This is a genomic window from Pseudomonas sp. TE3895 (assembly GCF_056278855.1).
Genome location: NZ_JBWBQE010000001.1, coordinates 5147098 through 5165895 on the forward strand (window position 1 = coordinate 5147098; position 18798 = coordinate 5165895).

General features: G+C 62.6%; 17 protein-coding genes and 1 pseudogene. 8 read left to right on the plus strand and 10 right to left on the minus strand.

Going from position 1 to position 18798, the window contains the following annotated elements; genetic code table 11:
* Window positions 1-100: 100 nt before the first annotated feature.
* Both ACZ889_RS23365 and ACZ889_RS23370 read right to left on the minus strand, forming a co-directional pair.
* Window positions 101-883: pseudogene (locus ACZ889_RS23365) on the minus strand (methyl-accepting chemotaxis protein); the annotation flags it as partial.
* 120 nt (window positions 884-1003) lie between these two features.
* A complete protein-coding gene (locus tag ACZ889_RS23370; protein WP_476257851.1) occupies window positions 1004-2767 on the minus strand; it encodes an ABC transporter transmembrane domain-containing protein in 1764 nt (587 codons plus the stop codon).
* A gap of 210 nt (window positions 2768-2977) precedes the next feature.
* On the opposite strand from ACZ889_RS23370, the gene ACZ889_RS23375 reads away from it, so the two are divergent.
* Window positions 2978-3151 (plus strand): PA1571 family protein, encoded by a 174-nt coding sequence (locus ACZ889_RS23375; protein WP_014591796.1) that lies wholly within the window; start codon window positions 2978-2980, stop codon window positions 3149-3151.
* Window positions 3152-3265: 114 nt separating this feature from the next.
* On the opposite strand, the gene pdxB is transcribed toward ACZ889_RS23375, so the two are convergent.
* Window positions 3266-4408 carry a 4-phosphoerythronate dehydrogenase PdxB gene (gene pdxB / locus ACZ889_RS23380; protein ID WP_476257852.1) on the minus strand — a complete coding sequence of 381 codons (1143 nt, stop codon included), beginning with the start codon at window positions 4406-4408 and terminating at the stop codon, window positions 3266-3268.
* Window positions 4409-4468: 60 nt separating this feature from the next.
* The gene (tusA, locus tag ACZ889_RS23385) at window positions 4469-4711 is read right to left on the minus strand and encodes a sulfurtransferase TusA (RefSeq protein ID WP_003248727.1); all 243 of its coding nucleotides are present in this window, start codon (window positions 4709-4711) and stop codon (window positions 4469-4471) included.
* A 316-nt stretch (window positions 4712-5027) separates the two neighbouring features.
* Here tusA and ACZ889_RS23390 point away from each other — a divergent pair, with 316 nt between their 5' ends.
* Complete coding sequence (locus ACZ889_RS23390) at window positions 5028-6206, plus strand: integrase core domain-containing protein (RefSeq protein WP_012053106.1); 1179 nt, start codon at window positions 5028-5030, stop codon at window positions 6204-6206.
* Between the two features lie 304 nt (window positions 6207-6510).
* Here the strand turns inward: ACZ889_RS23390 and rlmM are convergent, their stop codons facing one another.
* On the minus strand, window positions 6511-7575 hold the full coding sequence (gene rlmM, locus ACZ889_RS23395; RefSeq protein WP_003248725.1) for a 23S rRNA (cytidine(2498)-2'-O)-methyltransferase RlmM: 1065 nt from the start codon (window positions 7573-7575) through the stop codon (window positions 6511-6513).
* Between the two features lie 224 nt (window positions 7576-7799).
* Here rlmM and acnA point away from each other — a divergent pair, with 224 nt between their 5' ends.
* Together acnA and ACZ889_RS23405 are read left to right on the plus strand one after the other, a co-directional pair.
* Complete coding sequence (acnA, locus tag ACZ889_RS23400) at window positions 7800-10541, plus strand: aconitate hydratase AcnA (RefSeq protein ID WP_180689517.1); 2742 nt, start codon at window positions 7800-7802, stop codon at window positions 10539-10541.
* A gap of 141 nt (window positions 10542-10682) precedes the next feature.
* Window positions 10683-12248, plus strand: a complete 1566-nt coding sequence (locus ACZ889_RS23405; protein WP_102885173.1) for a methyl-accepting chemotaxis protein — start codon at window positions 10683-10685, stop codon at window positions 12246-12248.
* Window positions 12249-12484: 236 nt separating this feature from the next.
* Here ACZ889_RS23405 and ACZ889_RS23410 read toward each other — a convergent pair whose 3' ends face one another.
* From ACZ889_RS23410 to ACZ889_RS23430, 5 genes are all read right to left on the minus strand, one after another.
* Window positions 12485-13369 carry a pseudouridine synthase gene (locus ACZ889_RS23410; RefSeq protein WP_003248719.1) on the minus strand — a complete coding sequence of 295 codons (885 nt, stop codon included), beginning with the start codon at window positions 13367-13369 and terminating at the stop codon, window positions 12485-12487.
* A 51-nt stretch (window positions 13370-13420) separates the two neighbouring features.
* Window positions 13421-13729 (minus strand): transcriptional regulator, encoded by a 309-nt coding sequence (locus ACZ889_RS23415; protein ID WP_476257853.1) that lies wholly within the window; start codon window positions 13727-13729, stop codon window positions 13421-13423.
* A gap of 65 nt (window positions 13730-13794) precedes the next feature.
* Window positions 13795-14226: a D-Ala-D-Ala carboxypeptidase family metallohydrolase gene (locus ACZ889_RS23420; RefSeq protein ID WP_047604580.1), complete on the minus strand. Its 432-nt coding sequence runs from the start codon at window positions 14224-14226 to the stop codon at window positions 13795-13797.
* 108 nt (window positions 14227-14334) lie between these two features.
* Window positions 14335-14574 (minus strand): glutaredoxin family protein, encoded by a 240-nt coding sequence (locus tag ACZ889_RS23425; RefSeq protein WP_003248714.1) that lies wholly within the window; start codon window positions 14572-14574, stop codon window positions 14335-14337.
* A 73-nt stretch (window positions 14575-14647) separates the two neighbouring features.
* Window positions 14648-15856: an ammonium transporter gene (locus ACZ889_RS23430; RefSeq protein ID WP_003248712.1), complete on the minus strand. Its 1209-nt coding sequence runs from the start codon at window positions 15854-15856 to the stop codon at window positions 14648-14650.
* Window positions 15857-16168: 312 nt separating this feature from the next.
* Between ACZ889_RS23430 and ACZ889_RS23435 the strand changes: the two genes are divergently transcribed.
* The 4 genes from ACZ889_RS23435 (at window position 16169) to ACZ889_RS23450 (ending at window position 18669) form a co-directional block, all read left to right on the plus strand.
* Complete coding sequence (locus tag ACZ889_RS23435; protein ID WP_010953104.1) at window positions 16169-16483, plus strand: ElaB/YgaM/YqjD family protein; 315 nt, start codon at window positions 16169-16171, stop codon at window positions 16481-16483.
* Between the two features lie 9 nt (window positions 16484-16492).
* A complete protein-coding gene (locus ACZ889_RS23440) occupies window positions 16493-16867 on the plus strand; it encodes a phage holin family protein (protein WP_003248706.1) in 375 nt (124 codons plus the stop codon).
* Window positions 16864-17193: a hypothetical protein gene (locus tag ACZ889_RS23445; protein WP_003248704.1), complete on the plus strand. Its 330-nt coding sequence runs from the start codon at window positions 16864-16866 to the stop codon at window positions 17191-17193. The genes ACZ889_RS23440 and ACZ889_RS23445 overlap by 4 nt, the downstream gene beginning before the upstream one ends.
* A gap of 144 nt (window positions 17194-17337) precedes the next feature.
* Complete coding sequence (locus tag ACZ889_RS23450; protein ID WP_003248702.1) at window positions 17338-18669, plus strand: deoxyguanosinetriphosphate triphosphohydrolase; 1332 nt, start codon at window positions 17338-17340, stop codon at window positions 18667-18669.
* Window positions 18670-18798: the final 129 nt, after the last annotated feature.

Sequence of the window (18798 nt, forward strand, 5' to 3'; positions counted from 1 at the left end):
GCAACTGGCCGCTGGCACCTTCCAGCTCCTGAGCGTTGTCCTGCAGCCGGCCGACAGTATCGGCAAGGAAGTCACGCAGGGTGTTGGCCGCCCGCGCCAGGCGCCCCAGCTCATCCTCCCGACGGCTGTCGACCCGGGCAGCAAAGCAGCCTTGGCTGAGCTGCGCGACGTACTCGATCAACTGGCGGATCGGCTCGATCAGGCTACGGTTGACCAGCCACAGGCTGAGCAGCCCCACCAGCACCGCAGAAGCCAGCATCACCAGCAGGCCCAACCATACCGTGCGCTCGGCACTGGCATTGATGCTGGCTGCACGCTGGCGAGCATCGGCGCGCAGTTGCTCGACCAGTTCGCTCATCTGCTCACTGGCGGCACGGTCCACGCCTTTGACCGCCCGGTCGCCCGCTACTGGGTCGCCGCCTGCCGCCAGGAAGGCCTGGCGGCCTTGCGCATAGGCCTGGCCCAACTGGCGGTGGCTGTCGCGTAATTGCTGCAGCGACGCCTTGAGCCTGGCATCGCTGTTGTCGATCAATTGCCCGAGCAGTTGTTGTACTTGCTGTTCGCGGGCCTGAAACTGCTGCCAGTACTTGTCCATCTCCGCAGGCTGGCGCCCGCGCAACAGCACGTTCTTCCATTCCTGCACCTGGATCTTGAACTGCAGGTTGGCTTCGTCAATCAATTGCGAGGCCCGCAGCGGCCCGTCGACCAGCTCGGCGTAGCCACGCACGCTGGACGACAGGAACTGGAAACACACCAGGGCGATCAGCAGCATCGCCAGCACACTGCCGCCGAGCAGCGAGAGAATTTGCACTCTGAGGGATTTACGCAACATCGAGGGTCTCGGAACCAGAGGGAGTAGGCTGAGGCCGCTGTACAGCCCCATTACTGGCAGGCCAAAAAAAAGCTGCCATCACGCAATGGCAGCCAGGTCGAGCACTTACGCAACAGTTGAGGCAAATCTTCTCAGGCAATTACTACAGAAATGTTACAAAGCCACGACACGCTAACCCGTGGTGAACTGCAGCGCTGCCAGCCGCGCATACAGCGGGCTGTCCTCGATCAACTGACGGTGGGTGCCCACCGCCACCAGCCGGCCTTGGTCGATGACCGCGATGCGCTCGGCATGCTGTACCGTGGCCAGGCGATGGGCGATCACCAGCGTGGTACGGCCGGCCATCAGGCTGGGCAGCGCTTGCTGGATCAAGTATTCGCTTTGTGCATCCAGGGCACTGGTGGCTTCGTCCAGCAACAGGATCGGCGCATCGACCAGCAAGGCCCGGGCAATCGCCAGGCGCTGGCGTTGCCCGCCGGAAAGGCCGATGCCGCCCTCCCCCAGTTGTGTCTGGTAGCCTTGGGGCAGTTGCCGGATGAATTCGTCGGCATGGGCGCCGCGGGCTGCTGCTTCGACTTCAGCCAAGGTCGCCTCGGGCCGGCCATAACGAATGTTGGCCTCCACCGTGCCACGGAACAGCGAGGGGTTTTGTGCCACCAAAGCGAACTGCCGGCGTAGCTGGTCGGGATCAAATGCGGTAACCGGCTGGCCATCGAGCAGGATGCGCCCTTGTTGGGGGTCGTAAAAGCGCAGCAACAGATCGAACAGGGTCGACTTGCCTGCCCCGGAAGGGCCAACCAGGGCGACGGTCTGCCCGGGTTCGATGGTCAGGCTCAGGCCGTCGACAGCTGCCACCGTGGGCCGTGAAGGGTAAGCGAACACGACCTGTTGCAGTTCGATATGCCCGCTGGCCCGCGGTTGTGGCAGCACCTGCGCCACGTCGGGGGGCAGGATGGCACTGCGCGCGGCCAACAGTTCGGCAATGCGCTCGGCGGCACCCGCGGCCCGTTGCAGTTCGCCGATCACCTCACTGAGGGTACCGAAGGCACTGCCGACGATCAGGCTGTAGAACACGAATGCAGCCAGCTCGCCTGCGGATATACGCCCGGCGATCACATCCATGCCGCCGACCCACAGCATCACCCCCACCGCCCCCAACACCAGCACGATCACCAGGGTTATCAGCCAGGCACGCTGTGTAATCCGCTTGCGGGCAACAGTAAACGCTGCTTCGACCGTATCGGCGAACAGTTCGCGGTCGTGCGCCTGGTGGTTGTAGGCCTGCACGGTCTTGATCTGCCCCAGCGTTTCAGCCACGTAGCTGCCCACATCGGCGACCCTGTCCTGGCTCTGCCGCGACAGGCTGCGCACCCGACGGCCGAACAACAGGATCGGTGCCAACACCAGCGGCAGCGTTACCACCACGATGCTGGTGAGCTTGGGGTTGGTGATGAACAGCAATACCACACCGCCAATGACCATCAGCGCGTTGCGCAGGAACATCGACAGCGATGAACCGATCACTGATTGCAGCAAGGTGGTGTCCGCAGTCAGCCGAGACTGGATCTCGGAGCTGCGGTTGTCTTCGAAAAAACCTGGGTGCAGGCCGATCAGGTGATCGAAGACGGCACGACGGATATCGGCCACACAACGCTCGCCAATCCACGACACCAGATAGAAACGGCTGAAGGTACCCACCGCCAGCGCCAGCACCAGCAGCAGGAACAGCCCGATGGTCTGATTGAGCTGGTGCGCGGAGCGGGTCATGAAGCCTTGATCCACCAACAGGCGGATGCCTTGGCCCATCGACAGGGTGATGGCAGCGGTGACCACCAGCGCCAGCAATGCCAGCAGCACCTGGCGGCGATAAGGGCGAACGAACTGCCAAGCCAGGCGCAAGGCGCGGCGTTGGCGCGGGGAAACCGATTCGGGCATGGCGACGACCACAAAGGGTGGGGAAGCGGCAGCCTACCACTCATCCCGGTCGGGAGACTGCATGAAGGTTGCTATAACGCATCGATCTAACCAGCTTATGGAGCTTTCACAGGGTTTCTGCTGGACTGTTGCTGCCGTGACCCGGAAGCTGTCACAGGCCAGTCACGGCGCAGGGCTACCCTGAGCTTGAACCTGAAGAGGAGACAGTGCATGAGCTTGCAGCATGGCAGTGATAACCAGAAGCCCCAGACCTCCCCGCAACAGCAAGTATGCGGTTCGATCATCGACGCCAAGGGGCGCGAAGTGCCGATCACCGAGCAGATGATCCAGCAGGCCTGCAAGGCCCTGGAAGAAAGCCGTGTCGAGCGCGTACGCAAAGGTTGATCGGCGAATTTTTTGCAACCCGGCGCTTGCGCCGGGTTTTTATTGGCCCAGCCAGTGGGCTTGGCCGCCCCCACAGGTAACCGCACCTACCTGCAAGATCAAGGCAAGGCGTGCTTAGACCAACACCCCACCCAGGGCACTGACCAACTGCGCCAACTGCGGCGCCTCCCCGTGTAAGCGCACGGCCAGCCCCTCGATCTCGCGCCTTGGCGGGTATTGCTTGCGCAACAGGTCAAACGCCGCTCGCTGTTGCTGCGGATCATCGCTGAGGCTACGGCGGAAATCGGCATCATCACGGCGCGGGTCATACACGGCGCGACACAGGGTGGCCAAGGCCCAGGACAGGTCGGTGCTGGCATCCAGCTCGATCTGTGCCAGCGGTGGTTTGGGCAGCAGCTCGGCCAGCCGCACCTGCTCGTTCACATCGAGGAAGCGGCACAGCGCCTGGTAGATCTGCGCCGTGCCACGCTGGCGGCCATCGAGGCTGTAGCCGGCAATGTGCGGCGTAGCCAGGGTGCACAGGTCGGCCAACTGCAGGTCGACCTGCGGCTCCCCTTCCCACACATCCAGCACCGCGTGCACGTCTTCGCGGTCCAGCAGCAGCTCGCGCAGGGCCACGTTGTCCACTACCGGGCCACGGCTGGCGTTTACCAGCCAGGCACCCGGGCGCAACTGTGCCAGCTGCGCCTGCCCCAGCAGGTGCCAGGTCGGGTGCTGGCCGCCGCGTTGTAACGGGGTATGCAAGCTGATCACATCGCACTGCTGCAGGATGGTTTCGAGGCTGACGTAGTCGCCGCCCTCCGCGGCCTGACGCAACGGGTCGCACACCAGCACCTTCCAGCCCAGGCCATGCAGCACCCGCACGAGGCGGCCACCCACTTCACCCGCGCCCACAACGCCATACACGCGCTCAGGCAATGCCACGCCATCCAGTTCGGCCAGGGTCAGCAGGCTGCCCAGCACGTAATCGACCACGCCGCGGGCATTGCAGCCAGGTGCGCTGCTCCAGCGGATGCCAGCTTCTGCAAAGTAGTCCAGGTCCAGGTGATCAGTGCCGATGGTGCACGTGCCGACAAAGCGTACACGGCTGCCTTCGAGCAACTGACGGTCGACCTTGGTCACCGAGCGCACCAGGAGGATATCGGCGTCCTTGACGCTGGCAGCATCGAGGCTTCGGCCGGGGTAGCGGCGAATTTCACCGAAACCCTGGAAGAAGGCATCGAGCAGCGGGATGTTCTCGTCGGCAACTATCAGCATGGCGCTCTCCTGTCTGGGGAGCGCAGTGTAGGCGCAACGCCGGGCGTGTTCCAGAGCGATTCAGTCGGCTTTCTTGCGGATCCAGTACAGGAAAGTGCCGGCGTCCTCTTGTTGCTGCAGCAGCTCGTGGCCGAGGAAGTTGCAGAACTTGGGGATGTCGCGGCGGGTCGACGGGTCGGTGGCGATGACCTTGAGCAGGCCGCCGGCGGCCAGGTTGCGTACGTGCTGGTGCAGCATCATCACGGGTTCCGGGCAGTTCAGGCCGGTGGCATCGAGGATGGCGTCGGGGGTGAAATCGGTCATGGGGGGCTCCGAAAATGATCGCTATTGTCGCGCATAGCGCGACGCGGTCCAAGCACGGCTTTCAAACCCAGCGCTGAGTCAGGACAGACGAATTTGCTTCTTGCTTCTTGGATGTGGGCATTTAGATTGAGCAGGTATTCGTTCACGCAGGTGGCGCATAGTCACCTTTCCGCCCTTACGGCGGGTCCCTTTTTGTCGTGGCAAAAAGGAACCAAAAACCGTCGGCTGGTATGACTCACCCACATAGGTTACAAATCAGTTCACGCACATAGGTAACAGTCTTTAACTGGCAAGGTCGGTTTTCGAGGATCTGACCATGCCTTGGCGAGAGCTGAAACCTATGGACCTGAAAATGCTTTTCATCGCGGATTACCTGCAAGGGCCGCCCAGCTTCAGCGCCCTGTGCCAGGCCTACGAGATCAGCCGTAAGACCGGCTACAAATGGGTCGAGCGATATGAGAAAGAGGGGCCTTCGGGGCTGGAAGAACGCAGCCGCCGCCGGTTGACGCAGAACTGGGTCGTCCCCGCTGCAGTTCGCGAAGCCATCATCGAACTGCGTAGTCGAGGCGAAACGGAACCTGGTCCGAAAAAGATCCAGGCTGCGCTGCAGGAGCGCTTCCCTGATCAGGCGCCGCCTTCTAAGACAGCGATTTACAACATCCTCAAGAAGGCCGAGTTGGTCAACCCACGCCGTTTACGTCAGCGTGTAGCGGTCTACCCCAAGCCACTGGAGAAGGCAGAGTCGCCTAACCAGCTGTTCAGTGCTGACTACAAGGGCCAATTTCTGACAGGCGCAGGCGTCTGGTGCTATCCACTAACGATCATGGATCACGCCAGCCGCTTCCTGCTCGCCTGCCACAGCATGCCTAATACCAACCTTCTGGAAACGCAGGCCGTTTTCACCCAGGTGTTTCGGGAAAATGGCCTGCCTGAGCGTATTCGTACCGATAACGGTGTGCCGTTTGCCAGTAAAGGACGTGCAGGACTTTCTCAGCTGTCCATCTGGTGGCTGCGTCTAGGCATCATTCCTGAGCGCATTGCACCTGGAAGGCCTGAGCAAAATGGCCGCCACGAACGCATGCATCGGACACTCAAAAGCACGCTGCCATCACCGCCGGCAGTGGCCTGGGAAGCTCAACAGCGGCATTTTGATCGCTTTCGACAACACTACAATTACGAGCGCTTGCATGAAGCACTGAAACAGAAAACACCGGCGTCTTGCTACCAGCCCTCACCACGCCCATTCCCTGAAAAACTTCCTGAGATGACCTACCCCAGCCATGTCGAGAGTTTACCGGCGGATAGCTGCGGCATCATTAACCGCCGTGGCCTGAGGATCTACGTAGGTTACGTGCTCAAGCACCAGACCATTGGGCTGGAGCAAGTCGGAGATGGCATTTGGGATGTTATTTTCGGTCCCATCATCCTTGGTAGAGTCGATGTGCGGGATGCCACTGATGGTTATGTAACACTCAAGGTGTTGTCACCTATGTGAGTGAACTTTTGTGTAACCCATGTGGGTGACCCGTACATCGGCTCCCATCATCCGGCCCCTGCGCTGCGCTCCGGGGTCCCCTCGCTCCGGGCTTGCTCCCGGGAGGACCGCGCTGCAGGCCCCATCCTGGGGCCCAGCGCTTGACGGGCATCCATGCCCGTCACCTCCCTTCGCAAGCCCTGCACTCGGCCTCCTGAAGTCGCAATCTGCGTCGCCTGAACTATCGCGCGCTTAGAAGCAACAGCAAAAGCAGACGCAGAAACAGAAACAGAAACAGAAACAGAAACAGAACGACGTGCTGGCCTCAGCGGGGCTTCAAGTCGAGCCGCCGCAGGTGGCAGGTTACTTCTTCACGGTCGTGGTACAGCTGCTTGCAGGCAATCGACACCTTGATCTTGCGTGCCTTGAATGTTGCCTCCATACGGTCGAGCAGGCGCCGTACTTCGGCATAACGCTGCTTCATCGGCAACTTCAGGTTGACCACCGCCTCGCGGCACAGCCCCTCACCCAGCCAGGTTTCAATCAGCGAGGTGGTACGCGCCGGCTTCTCGACGATATCGCACACCATCCAGTCTACCGGCTGCTTCGGCTGCCAGGTAAAGCCATCGGCCATCAAGTGCTGGACCAGGCCGGTGTCCATCAGGCTTTCGGCCATCGGCCCGTTGTCGATGGCCGTCACCAGCATGCCACGGCGCACCAGCTGGTAGGTCCAGCCACCCGGTGAAGCGCCCAGGTCGACGCCGGTCATGTCGTCACCCAGGCGCTGCTCCCACTGCTCACGCGGAATGAACTGGTGCCAGGCTTCTTCCAGCTTGAGTGTCGAACGGCTAGGTGCCTCACGAGGGAACTTCAGGCGTGGGATGCCCATGGGCCACAAGGCGCTGTTGCTGGCCGATGCAACGCCGACAAATACCCGGCGGCCGCTGATGAAGGTCAGCAGCAAGCGTGGGCGACCGGGGTCGTCGACCAGGCGGCCGGCCTTCTCCAGGGCCTTGCGCAACGGGACTTCGAACTTTCGGCAAAAAGTGGACAATTCCTTGCCTTCGTTGCTGTCCAGCACCTCCAGCCAAAGGCTACCGAACACCGGGAAGTCAGCCAGCTGCGCCAGCAGTACGCTGATGCGGTCACTTTCCGGCAGTTCAACGTAACCGCCACGTGCCCACTGCCGCGGGAAAATCAGCTGGTTGAAACGCAGTTCCCCCATCAAGCGCTCGGCACCGCCCTCCTCGCTACAGACAAACTCGGCACTGGCACTTTGCGGCTTGCCTTTGGCATAGCCGGCAACACCCAGGCGGGCGGCATGTTCGCTGATTTCGGCGCAAACCTCGCCCTCGAAACCGGGCCGGCAATGCATGAACAGGGTATTCATCTCTCACTCCACGACGGCTGGCGCACCACAGGCGCCGGCAGGGCGGCGATGATAAAGGAAGTTCGGAACCTGCGACACGCCCCGCCGGTCCAGAAAAGGGTCAGGTAGCGTAAACCGGTCTAACCTGACCATTCAGCCAGGTCCGTGCCGTGCGGACCGATACAGAGCGGTGCTGCCGGCAAACCGTGAATATTTGCCGGGCACCGGTGCAGAAGGAGTTGGCAATGCCCTCGCTCGATAGCCTGAACACCCTCAAGCCCCTCAAGGTCGGTGACCAGACCTACCACTACTTCAGCCTCACCGAGGCCGCCCGCCAGCTGGGTGACCTGCAGCGCCTGCCCATGTCGCTTAAAGTGCTGCTGGAAAATCTGCTGCGCTGGGAGGATGGCGCGACCGTCACCGGCGACGACTTGCGCGCCATTGTCCAATGGCTTGGCGAACGCCGCTCGGACCGCGAGATCCAGTACCGCCCGGCGCGGGTGTTGATGCAGGACTTCACCGGTGTGCCCGCCGTGGTCGACCTGGCGGCCATGCGCGCCGCCATGGCCAAGGCTGGCGGCGACCCGCAACGGATCAACCCGCTGTCACCGGTCGACCTGGTGATCGATCACTCGGTAATGGTCGACCGCTACGGCACGCCGCAAGCCTTTGCCGAAAACGTCGACATCGAAATGCAACGCAATGGTGAGCGCTATGCCTTTCTGCGTTGGGGCCAGAGCGCCTTCGACAATTTCCGCGTGGTACCCCCGGGCACCGGCATTTGCCACCAAGTCAACCTGGAATACCTGGGCCGCACGGTGTGGACCCGTGAGGCCGACGGCCGCACCTATGCCTTCCCCGATACCTTGGTGGGCACAGACTCGCACACCACCATGATCAACGGCCTGGGCGTACTCGGCTGGGGTGTCGGCGGCATCGAAGCGGAAGCGGCCATGCTCGGCCAGCCGGTATCGATGCTGATCCCCGAAGTGATCGGCTTCAAGCTGACCGGCAAGCTGCGGGAGGGCATCACTGCCACTGACCTGGTGCTGACCGTGACGCAGATGCTGCGCAAGAAAGGCGTGGTGGGCAAGTTCGTCGAATTCTACGGGGACGGCCTGGCCGAGCTGCCCCTGGCCGACCGCGCAACCATCGCCAACATGGCACCGGAATACGGCGCCACCTGTGGTTTCTTCCCGGTCGACCAGGTCACCTTGGACTATCTGCGGCTTTCGGGCCGCCCCGAAGCGACCGTGCAGCTGGTCGAACAGTACTGCAAGGCGCAGGGCATGTGGCGCCTGCCCGGCCAGGAGCCGTTATTCAGCGACACGCTGGCGCTGGACATGGACGACGTCGAAGCCAGCCTGGCCGGCCCCAAACGGCCACAGGACCGCGTAGCGCTGGGCCAGGTCAGTCAAGCCTTCGACCAGTTCATCGCGCTGCAGCCCAAACCGTTGGCCAAAGAAGTTGGTCGCCTGGAAAGCGAAGGTGGCGGCGGTGTAGCAGTGGGCAACGCCGACCAGGCCGGTGCAGTCGACTACAGCCATCAGGGCCAGACCCACACCCTGCGCGATGGGGCCGTGGTGATTGCCGCGATCACCTCATGTACCAACACGTCCAACCCCAGCGTGATGATGGCTGCCGGGCTGGTGGCAAAAAAAGCACTGGAAAAAGGCCTGCAACGCAAACCTTGGGTCAAGAGCTCGCTGGCGCCAGGCTCCAAGGTAGTCACCGACTACTTCAAGGCAGCCGGGCTCACGCCTTACCTCGACCAACTGGGTTTTGATCTGGTCGGTTATGGCTGCACCACCTGCATCGGCAACTCCGGCCCGCTGGACGAGGCGATCGAAAAAGCCATTGGCAGCGCCGACCTCACCGTGGCCTCGGTGCTATCGGGCAACCGCAACTTCGAGGGCCGCGTGCACCCACTGGTCAAGACCAACTGGCTGGCCTCGCCCCCGCTGGTGGTGGCCTACGCCCTGGCCGGCAGCGTGCGCCTGGACCTGACGCGCGACCCACTGGGGTCAGGCAGGGACGGCCAACCGGTCTACCTGCGGGATATCTGGCCGAGCCAGCAGGAAATTGCCGAGGCCGTGGCCAAGGTTGATACGGCGATGTTCCACAAGGAGTACGCCGAAGTGTTTGCCGGTGATGCGCAATGGCAGGCCATCGAGGTGCCACAGGCCGCCACTTACGTGTGGCAGGCTGACTCCACCTACATCCAGCACCCACCGTTCTTCGACAGCATCGGCGGGCCGCCGCCACAAATTGCCAATATTCACGGCGCACGGGTGCTGGCGCTGCTGGGCGATTCAGTGACCACCGACCACATTTCCCCCGCCGGCAACATCAAGACCGACAGCCCGGCCGGGCGCTACCTGCGGGAACAGGGTGTGGAGCCACGCGACTTCAACTCCTACGGTTCGCGGCGTGGCAACCACGAAGTGATGATGCGCGGCACCTTCGCCAACATCCGTATCCGCAACGAAATGCTGGCAGGTGAAGAAGGCGGCAACACGTTGCATGTGCCCACTGGCGAGAAGCTGTCGATCTACGACGCGGCCATGCGTTACCAGCAGGAAGGCACCCCACTGCTGGTGATTGCCGGCCAGGAGTACGGCACCGGCTCGAGCCGCGACTGGGCAGCCAAGGGTACCAACCTGCTGGGGGTCAAGGCCGTGCTGGCAGAAAGCTTCGAGCGTATTCACCGCTCCAACCTGGTGGGCATGGGCGTGTTGCCACTGCAATTCAAGGCCGGGCACAACCGCAAACAACTAGGGCTGACCGGCAAGGAGCAGATCGACGTACTGGGGCTGGACGGCGCACATATCCGCCCCGGCATGAGCCTGCCCTTGCGCATTACCCGCGAGGATGGCCAGCAGGAACAGATCGAGGTGCTATGCCGGATTGATACCCTGAACGAGGTGGAATACTTCAAGGCGGGGGGGATTCTGCACTATGTGTTGCGCCAGATGATCGCCGGTTGAGTCTGGCCGAAGATTCGTTCCGTTCTTGAAACCGAGCGCCGCGGGGGCGGCGCTCGATCTCTGCAATCAATGAATCAAATATCCATTCAATAAAACCAGCGGCTTGCCGATACCTGTCGAAAGCCCTGCGGACTATCACCCATGCGTAACAACCAGCCGATTACCCAGAGAGAACGGACTTTCCCTGCCCAGCAGCGGTTGATCTCCACTACCAACGCCAAGGGTGTGGTCACCTACTGCAACGATGCCTTTATCGAAATCAGTGGATTCACCCGCGAGGAGCTGACTGGCGCACCGCACAACCTGGTGCGTCACCCCGACGTACCGCCTGCCGTGTTTGCCCATATGTGGCAAACCCTCAAGCAGGGCCAGCCGTGGATGGGCATCGTCAAGAACCGCTGCAAGTCCGGTGACCATTACTGGGTCAACGCCTATGTCACACCCATCTTCGATAACAACCAGGTTGTCGGTTTCGAGTCGGTGCGGGTCAAGCCCACCGCCGAGCAGATCCGCCGCGCCGAGGCCCTGTATCAGCGCATCAACCAGGGCAAGCCACCGGTACCGCGCCGCGACAAGTGGCTGCCAGTGCTGCAGGACTGGCTACCGTTCATCCTGATCAGCCAGGTGGGCTTCCTGATCGGCAACTGGCTGGGTCATTCCTGGGGCTTTGCCTTGGCCGCAGGGCTTTCGGTACCACTGGGCCTGCTCGGCCTGAGCTGGCAGCAGCGCGGCCTCAAGCGCCTGCTGCGCCTGGCCGAGCAAACCACTTCCGACCCACTGATCGCGCAGATGTACACCGACAGCCGTGGCGTGCAGGCGCGCCTGGAAATGGCCATGCTCAGCCAGGACGCACGCATGAAAACCTGCCTGACGCGCCTACAAGACAGTGCCGAACACCTGAGCGACCAGGCACGCCAGTCCGATGCCTTGGCGCACAAGAGCTCTACGGGGCTGGAGCGCCAGCGGGTGGAGACCGAGCAAGTCGCCGCCGCGGTAAACCAGATGGCCGCCACCACTCAGGAAGTGGCCAACCATGTACAGCGCACCGCCGATGCCACCCAGGAAGCCAACCGCCTGACCAGCCAGGGCCGGCAGATTGCCGGAGAAACCCGCGAGGCCATCGAGCGCCTGTCGGCGGCAGTGGGCGAGACCGGCCAGACGGTTACGCAACTGGCCAAAGACAGCGACGAGATTGGTGGCGTGGTCGACGTGATCAAGGGCATCGCCGACCAGACCAACCTGCTGGCGCTTAACGCAGCCATTGAAGCGGCGCGCGCCGGTGAAATGGGCCGTGGCTTTGCCGTGGTGGCTGATGAAGTGCGTCAGTTGGCCCAGCGCACCGCCGAATCCACCGGGCAGATCCACGGCCTGATCGCCAAGCTGCAACAGACCGCCAGTAACGCAGTGCTGACCATGGAAACCGGCCACCGCCAGGCACAGGAAGGCGTCGATCGGGTAATGCAGGCCGACGAGGCGCTGATAGGCATCAGCGAAGCAGTGGCCAATATCACCGACATGGCCACCCAGATTGCTGCTGCGACCGAGGAGCAGACCGCAGTGGCTGACGAGATCAGCCGCAACATCAGCACCATTGCCGAACTGGCCGACCAGACCGCCGAACAGGCGCAGCACTCGGCACTGCTGAGCGAAGAACTGACCAGCACGGCGGGCAGCCAGTATTCGCTGGTGGAGCGCTTCAACCGCTGAAGCTCGAGACTTCCGCTGGGGGTGACACCGGCTCTGCCGGTGTTCGCGGGTAAACCCGCTCCTACAGCGGCCTGTGTTCAACCACCGAGGTGCGTCCGCCACCGATCTGTGCCGAACCACCGATGCGTGCGTAGGAGCGGGTTTACCCGCGAATACGGTAGCGGCGGCAACGGTGAACGGCGGGTGGAGATTGGCCAGCAGGCCCGGCCCTTTCGCAGGTGAACCCGCTTGCTGTGTTACCAGTCCAACCGCAAGCGGCTCTCGAAGTAGCGCTCTTCGCCACTCAGCGGGTCCTCGAAACGCAGGCTCTGCGCCAGCAGTTTCAGCGGCCGCTGGTAGTCATCCTCTTCGTTGAGCAATTGCGGATAGAACGGGTCATTGCTGATCCCTGCCCCCAAAGCCGCCATGTGCACACGCAACTGATGGGTCTTGCCGGTCACTGGCGACAGCCCATAGCGCCATCGCTCACCGTTCTTCTCCAGCACCTCGGCCAGGGTTTCACTGTTGGCCTCACCCTCCACCTCATGCATGCGGAAAAATGGCTCGCCATGCACCAGGCGGCTTTTGTGCACCAGCGGAAAGGCATGCTGTGGCATGGCAGCGGCAATGGCCTGGTAACGCTTGTCGATACGCCGCTCGGGGAACAGCCGCTGGTAGGCGCTGCGGCTGTGCGGGTTGGCGGAAAACAGCACGAGCCCGGCGGTGTGCCGGTCGATGCGGTGCAACGGCACCAGGTGCGGGTTGTCCAGGCGCCGGATCAGGCGGCGCAACAAGGTCTGCTCGACGTATTCACCGGTCGGCGTCACCGGCAGGAAATGCGGTTTATCGGCCACCACCAGGTGCTCGTCCACATGCAGCACCACCTCCTGCACCGGGATCGGCCGTTCGTTCGGCACTTCGCGGAAGTAATGCAAACGCATGCCACGCTTGTAAGGCAGGTCGGCGGCAACTGCGTGCCCGTTGGCATCCAGCACCCGGCCACGGGCAAAGCGGTCAAGCCACTGGGCGCGGTCGATGGCCTTGAAATGGTCACACAAGCAATCGAGCACCGTCACCCAGTTACCAGGTGGCAGGCACACCGTACTGGCTTGCTGGCGGGCGGGGTCGAAAGGCGTGGTCATGGCTGGGCTCGAGATGTTCATGGCCGCGCATTATCGCCCAAGCCCGCCCCCTCAACCAACCTGGGCCATCGCCTCGCAGCGCTCCTTCAGCCAGCGCAGTACCTGCACCGGCTCCCAGCGGCCAGGGTCGTAGAGTGCATAGAGCAACCCCTCATAACCCACCACATCCAGCCCTCGGTGGTAACCGGCCCGCTGGAACAAGGCCTCGATCTCGGCGAAGCAGGTATTGAAGTGGACTTTGCCGAACGGCGTGCAGTCGCCCGTCACCAGGCCTTCGAGGCGCAGTTCCAGAACGGCGTCAGCCACCCGATCCACGGGCATGCGGTTGACGCTGTACTTGAGTTGCTCGACATTGAGCATGGCTTCACCTCGATACTGTATTTATATACAGCATACGAACATCCCCTTGCTGCCGTCAATGCGCTTCATTGCAGCCCCGCCAGGTAGCCGCTGCCTTTACGCAGGGTCAGCACCTGCCTGCGCGGCGTGCCGCGCGTCACCGACAGGTGCACCCATTTATCGAATTCCAGGATCAGCTGATCGAAGGGCACCTTACTTTCGCTGACTCGCCGAACGGTCTCGCGCGGGCTGACCTCGATCACCGTGAAGTCCGCCGCCAGCCCTTGCACGTGCTGGCTATCGGAGGCGCCACCGATCAACCGATTGACCCTTTCACTGCGATACCCGCTGCTGATGATGATGGGCGCGTCGAACAATGCACGTACCTGTTCCAGCGCACAGCACAGCAATTGCAGGTTGGCCCTGGCTTCGAGGGGCGGTGCATTATCGAACCCTTCGCGGGCGGCGAGCTGGGAAACGGTCATTTCATCGAAGGTGAAATGTGGAGTGATGAACATGGCGAGCTATTCCGATGATGGAGAAGGTTACCGGCGACGGTGCGCCTCCACCGGATCATCAGCTCGCTTCACAGATCATGGAGCAGGGTTGCAACTCCTCTGCAGCCATCATTGCCCAAGAAAAGCCACCACTTGTTCGGTATCGAACGGCCAGTGCAGCTCGGCGCCGTTGTCACAGCGCCGCAGCACCGGAATGATCAGGCCATAACGTTCGAACAAAAGCTCGCTCTCGGCGATATCGACCAGCTCTACCAGCAGGCCATGATCGACGAGAGGCATCAACACAGCCTCGGCCACTTCGCAGAGGTGGCAGCCGAGGGTGCCGAACAGTTGACATTCAGGCAGCATGTGGCAGGTCCCGGGTTGGCATACACAGAAGCCTATTCTAGGCGCGCCACGCCCACCCTGCATCTGACCTGGCTCAATCCTGGCTGGTAGCACCGATCCGGTGCAGCGACAGGTCCGCGCCCTGGAACTCCTGCTCATGGCTCAAGCGCAGGCCATGCAACGCACGAATGGCTCCGTACACGGCAAAGCCACCGGCCAACGCCACCAGCACGCCCATCAGGCTGCCCAGCAACTGGCTGACCAGGCTGACACCGCCCATGCCGCCCAGCGCCACCTGGCCGAACACGCCACAGGCGATGCCACCCCACACGCCACACAGGCCATGCAACGGCCACACACCCAGGACATCGTCGATTTTCCAGCGATTTTGCGCGGCGGTGAAGGTCCAGACAAAGAGCGCCCCCGCCACCAGGCCGGTGACCAGCGCTCCAACCGGGTGCATCAGATCGGAACCTGCGCAAATCGCCACCAGCCCGGCCAGCGGGCCGTTATGCAGAAAGCCCGGGTCGTTGCGCCCGGCCAGCAACGCCGACAGGGTGCCACCCACCATCGCCATCAGCGAGTTGATCGCCACCAGGCCGCTGACGCCCTGCAAGGTCTGGGCACTCATGACGTTGAAGCCAAACCAGCCGATGATGAGGATCCACGAGCCCAACGCCAGAAAGGGAATGCTCGACGGCGCAAACGCCACCAATCGGCCCTCGCGGTAGCGCCCACGGCGCGCCCCCAGCAGCAGCACCGCCGCCAGCGCCAGCCAGCCCCCCATGGCGTGTACCACCACAGACCCGGCAAAGTCGTGGAACGGTGCGCCGAAGCGTGCCTGCAGCCAAGCCTGCACGCCCAGGTTGCCGTTCCACACCACGCCCTCGAAGAACGGATAGACGAACGCCACGATCAACGCCGTGGCGCACAACTGCGGCACGAACCGCGCCCGCTCGGCAATGCCCCCGGAGATGATCGCCGGAATCGCCGCCGCAAAGGTCAGCAGGAAGAAGCACTTGACCAGCGCATAGCCATGGTCGACAGCCAGTGTTGTCGCCGGCTGGAAGAAGTTGACTCCGTAGGCGATCCAGTAGCCTATAAAGAAGTAGACCAGCGCCGAGATGGCAAAGTCGCTGAGGATCTTCGACAAGGCGTTGACCTGGTTCTTGTGGCGCACCGTGCCCACTTCAAGGAACGCGAAGCCGGCATGCATGGCCAGCACCAGAATGGCGCCCATGAGAATGAACAGGGTGTTGGAACCGTGGACCAGAGAGTCCATAGCGCTGTGCATGTTTTCCATGAAATAGGCAGACCTGCTGAAAAAGGCACCAGGACAGTTCAAGAACCTGCATCCCTGCACCGAATCGGTGCCAGCCCCTACCCTGTTCAGGTGAGCGGGGTGAAGCCTGCGTGGTTTTTTCTTGGGTTTGTCGTGGATTGGGTTAAGGTTTATCGGTATCCGCTGCGCGGGCGCCCTGAATCGGCGCATAACCGGTCACAGGCGCTCCGCAACGTGGCAAAAACATAGCAAGGCCCATACCAGCAGCCGCACTTGAACCTTCCATGCGTGCTGTCACTCGAAGTACCAACACTCATCGACAGGGAGAGACCCATGGCCAGCAAATCGGCAAAGAATGCACAAGAGATATTGATGGCTGACTTCCAGGCCTTGGTGCGCGACACCGAGAAACTGCTGGCCGACACCGCCAACCTGGCCGGCGACCAGGCCGACGAATTGCGCGAGCAGATTCACGAGCGCCTGGCCCAGGCCCGCGAAACCCTGCAACTGACCCAGGACTCGGTCCGTGAACGCGGTCAGGCAGCGCTTGGCAGCGCCGAGCAGTACGTGCAGGAAAACCCGTGGCGGGCAATCGGCATCGCGGCCGGCGTCGGCCTGTTGATCGGTCTGCTGGCCAACCGGCGCTAAGGGGAACCCATGGAGAATGACGCCAACGGCGCCGGCGCTTCGGGTAAGCGCCTGGGCGCGGCCATGCTGGGGCTGCTGCACAGCCACATCGAGCTGTTCGGTATCGAGTTGCAGGAGCAGAAGGGCCGTACCTTGAGCCTGCTGCTGTTCGCCGGCCTGGCGCTGGTGTTCGCCCTGCTGCTGCTGACCGCGCTGTCCGGGCTGCTGCTGGTGCTGCTGTGGGACAGCTATCGACTGGCCGGTATCATTGGCCTGTGCGTGTTCTATGGCATTGCCGCCCTGTACTGCGGCGTGCGCCTGAAGGCGGCGGTGTTCGACGAATCATCGCCCTTCGGCGCCACCCTCGACGAACTTGCCAAGGACAGGGAGCGCCTGTTGCCATGAGCCTGCCAGAACTGCCAAACACGCGTAACCCGCGCGAACTGCGCAAGGCGCTGCTGCGCCTGCGCATGGAGATGCACCGCCAGGAAATCCGTCATGAGTCCGGTCAGTTGCTTGAACCGCTGCGCCGCGTGCGCGGCATGGGCAGCTCGCTACATGAAGGCCTGGGTATCAAGCATGCGCCACTGTGGGGCATCGGCGCTGTGGTGGCGCTGGGCTTTCTCACCGGCAAGGGCGTACGCAGCGGCAACCTGACGCGCCTAGTACGGTTGGGCAGCACCCTGCTGCCGCTGGTACGCCTCTACCTGCAAGGCGGCCGCCGGCCCTGACGCTCGCCCCGGCAGAAGCAGCCTTGTGCTGCGAAGAGGCCCGTACGATCGATACAAATGCATCAAAGGGCCGGCCTTTTCTTCGCAGCACAATGCGCTCCCTGCAGGGTATGCTGCTGCCTTCGAACGACAGGAGACCGCGCCTTGGACTGGCACACCTTGCTTACCCGCGAACGGCTGGGCAAAGCCCTGTACAGCGCCGATGAACTCGGGCGCAGCCCCTTCCACAAAGACCATGACCGCATCATTTTCTCCGGTGCCTTCCGCCGCCTCGGCCGCAAGACCCAGGTGCACCCGGTGTCGAGCAACGACCATATCCATACGCGCCTGACTCATTCGCTGGAAGTCAGCTGCGTCGGCCGCTCGCTGGGGATGCGCGTCGGCGAGACCCTGCGCGACAACCTGCCGGACTGGTGCGCCCCCAGTGACCTGGGGATGATTGTGCAGTCAGCCTGCCTGGCCCACGACATCGGCAACCCGCCATTCGGCCACTCCGGCGAAGACGCCATTCGCCACTGGTTCCAGCAGGCCGCCGGGCGTGGCTGGCTGGACGACATGAGCGATGACGAACGGGCCGACTTTCTCAACTTCGAAGGCAATGCCCAGGGCTTTCGTGTGCTCACCCAACTGGAATACCACCAGTTCGATGGGGGGACCCGGCTGACCTATGCCACCCTCGGCACCTACCTCAAGTACCCGTGGAGCGCCCGCCATGCCGACGCCCTGGGCTACAAGAAGCACAAGTTCGGCAGCTATCAGAGCGAACTGCCCCTGCTCGAACAGATCGCCCGCAAGCTCGGCCTGCCGCAGCTGGAACACCAGCGCTGGGCGCGCCACCCACTGGTGTATCTGATGGAGGCTGCCGATGACATCTGCTACGCGCTGATCGACCTGGAAGACGGCCTGGAAATGGAGCTGCTGCAATACGCAGAAGTCGAAGCGCTGTTGCTTGACCTGGTCGGCGAAGACCTGCCAGAAACCTACCGCCAGCTCGGCCCACGCGATTCTCGTCGGCGCAAACTGGCCATCCTGCGCGGCAAGGCCATCGAACACCTGACCAACGCCGCCGCCCACGCCTTCGTCGAGCAGCAGCAGGCGTTGCTGGCCGGGCAACTGGCGGGCGACCTGGTGGAACACATGCATGGCCCAGCCAAACGCTGTGTACTGCAAGCCAAGGACATGGCGCGCAACAAAATCTTCCAGGACAAGCGCAAGACCCTGCACGAAATCGGCGCCTACACCACCCTGGAGATTCTGCTGAACACGTTCTGCGGTGCGGCCCTCGAGCAGCACGGTGGACGTACGCCATCGTTCAAGAGTCGCAGGGTACTGGACCTGATCGGCAACAATGCGCCAGACCCGCATGCCTCGTTGCACAGCGCCTTTCTGCGCATGATCGACTTCATCGCCGGCATGACCGACAGCTATGCCAGCGAAATGGCCCGGGAGATGACCGGGCGCTCCAGCCCGACCTGAAACGCGTCGGTGCAGCGCGGGCTCGGCCAGGCGCTGCACCACGCTTGCAGGAAACTTCCTACACCGAGGGTAACCACACTAAACGGCACGAATAAAAACTAATGAAAAGTTACCAAAATCGCTTTGACA

Excerpts from the sequence above, each read along its gene's own strand:
- pdxB (WP_476257852.1), bottom strand. The coding sequence starts at position 4,408 with ATGCTGATAGTTGCCGACGAGAACATCCCGCTGCTCGATGCCTTCTTC.
- ACZ889_RS23410 (WP_003248719.1), bottom strand. The coding sequence starts at position 13,369 with ATGACCACGCCTTTCGACCCCGCCCGCCAGCAAGCCAGTACGGTGTGC.
- ACZ889_RS23405 (WP_102885173.1), top strand. The coding sequence starts at position 10,683 with ATGCGTAACAACCAGCCGATTACCCAGAGAGAACGGACTTTCCCTGCC.
- ACZ889_RS23445 (WP_003248704.1), top strand. The coding sequence starts at position 16,864 with ATGAGCCTGCCAGAACTGCCAAACACGCGTAACCCGCGCGAACTGCGC.
- ACZ889_RS23440 (WP_003248706.1), top strand. The coding sequence starts at position 16,493 with ATGGAGAATGACGCCAACGGCGCCGGCGCTTCGGGTAAGCGCCTGGGC.
- rlmM (WP_003248725.1), bottom strand. The coding sequence starts at position 7,575 with ATGAATACCCTGTTCATGCATTGCCGGCCCGGTTTCGAGGGCGAGGTT.
- ACZ889_RS23435 (WP_010953104.1), top strand. The coding sequence starts at position 16,169 with ATGGCCAGCAAATCGGCAAAGAATGCACAAGAGATATTGATGGCTGAC.
- tusA (WP_003248727.1), bottom strand. The coding sequence starts at position 4,711 with ATGACCGATTTCACCCCCGACGCCATCCTCGATGCCACCGGCCTGAAC.
- acnA (WP_180689517.1), top strand. The coding sequence starts at position 7,800 with ATGCCCTCGCTCGATAGCCTGAACACCCTCAAGCCCCTCAAGGTCGGT.
- ACZ889_RS23390 (WP_012053106.1), top strand. The coding sequence starts at position 5,028 with ATGCCTTGGCGAGAGCTGAAACCTATGGACCTGAAAATGCTTTTCATC.
- ACZ889_RS23415 (WP_476257853.1), bottom strand. The coding sequence starts at position 13,729 with ATGCTCAATGTCGAGCAACTCAAGTACAGCGTCAACCGCATGCCCGTG.
- ACZ889_RS23430 (WP_003248712.1), bottom strand. The coding sequence starts at position 15,856 with ATGGAAAACATGCACAGCGCTATGGACTCTCTGGTCCACGGTTCCAAC.
- ACZ889_RS23370 (WP_476257851.1), bottom strand. The coding sequence starts at position 2,767 with ATGCCCGAATCGGTTTCCCCGCGCCAACGCCGCGCCTTGCGCCTGGCT.
- ACZ889_RS23420 (WP_047604580.1), bottom strand. The coding sequence starts at position 14,226 with ATGTTCATCACTCCACATTTCACCTTCGATGAAATGACCGTTTCCCAG.
- ACZ889_RS23375 (WP_014591796.1), top strand. The coding sequence starts at position 2,978 with ATGAGCTTGCAGCATGGCAGTGATAACCAGAAGCCCCAGACCTCCCCG.
- ACZ889_RS23425 (WP_003248714.1), bottom strand. The coding sequence starts at position 14,574 with ATGCTGCCTGAATGTCAACTGTTCGGCACCCTCGGCTGCCACCTCTGC.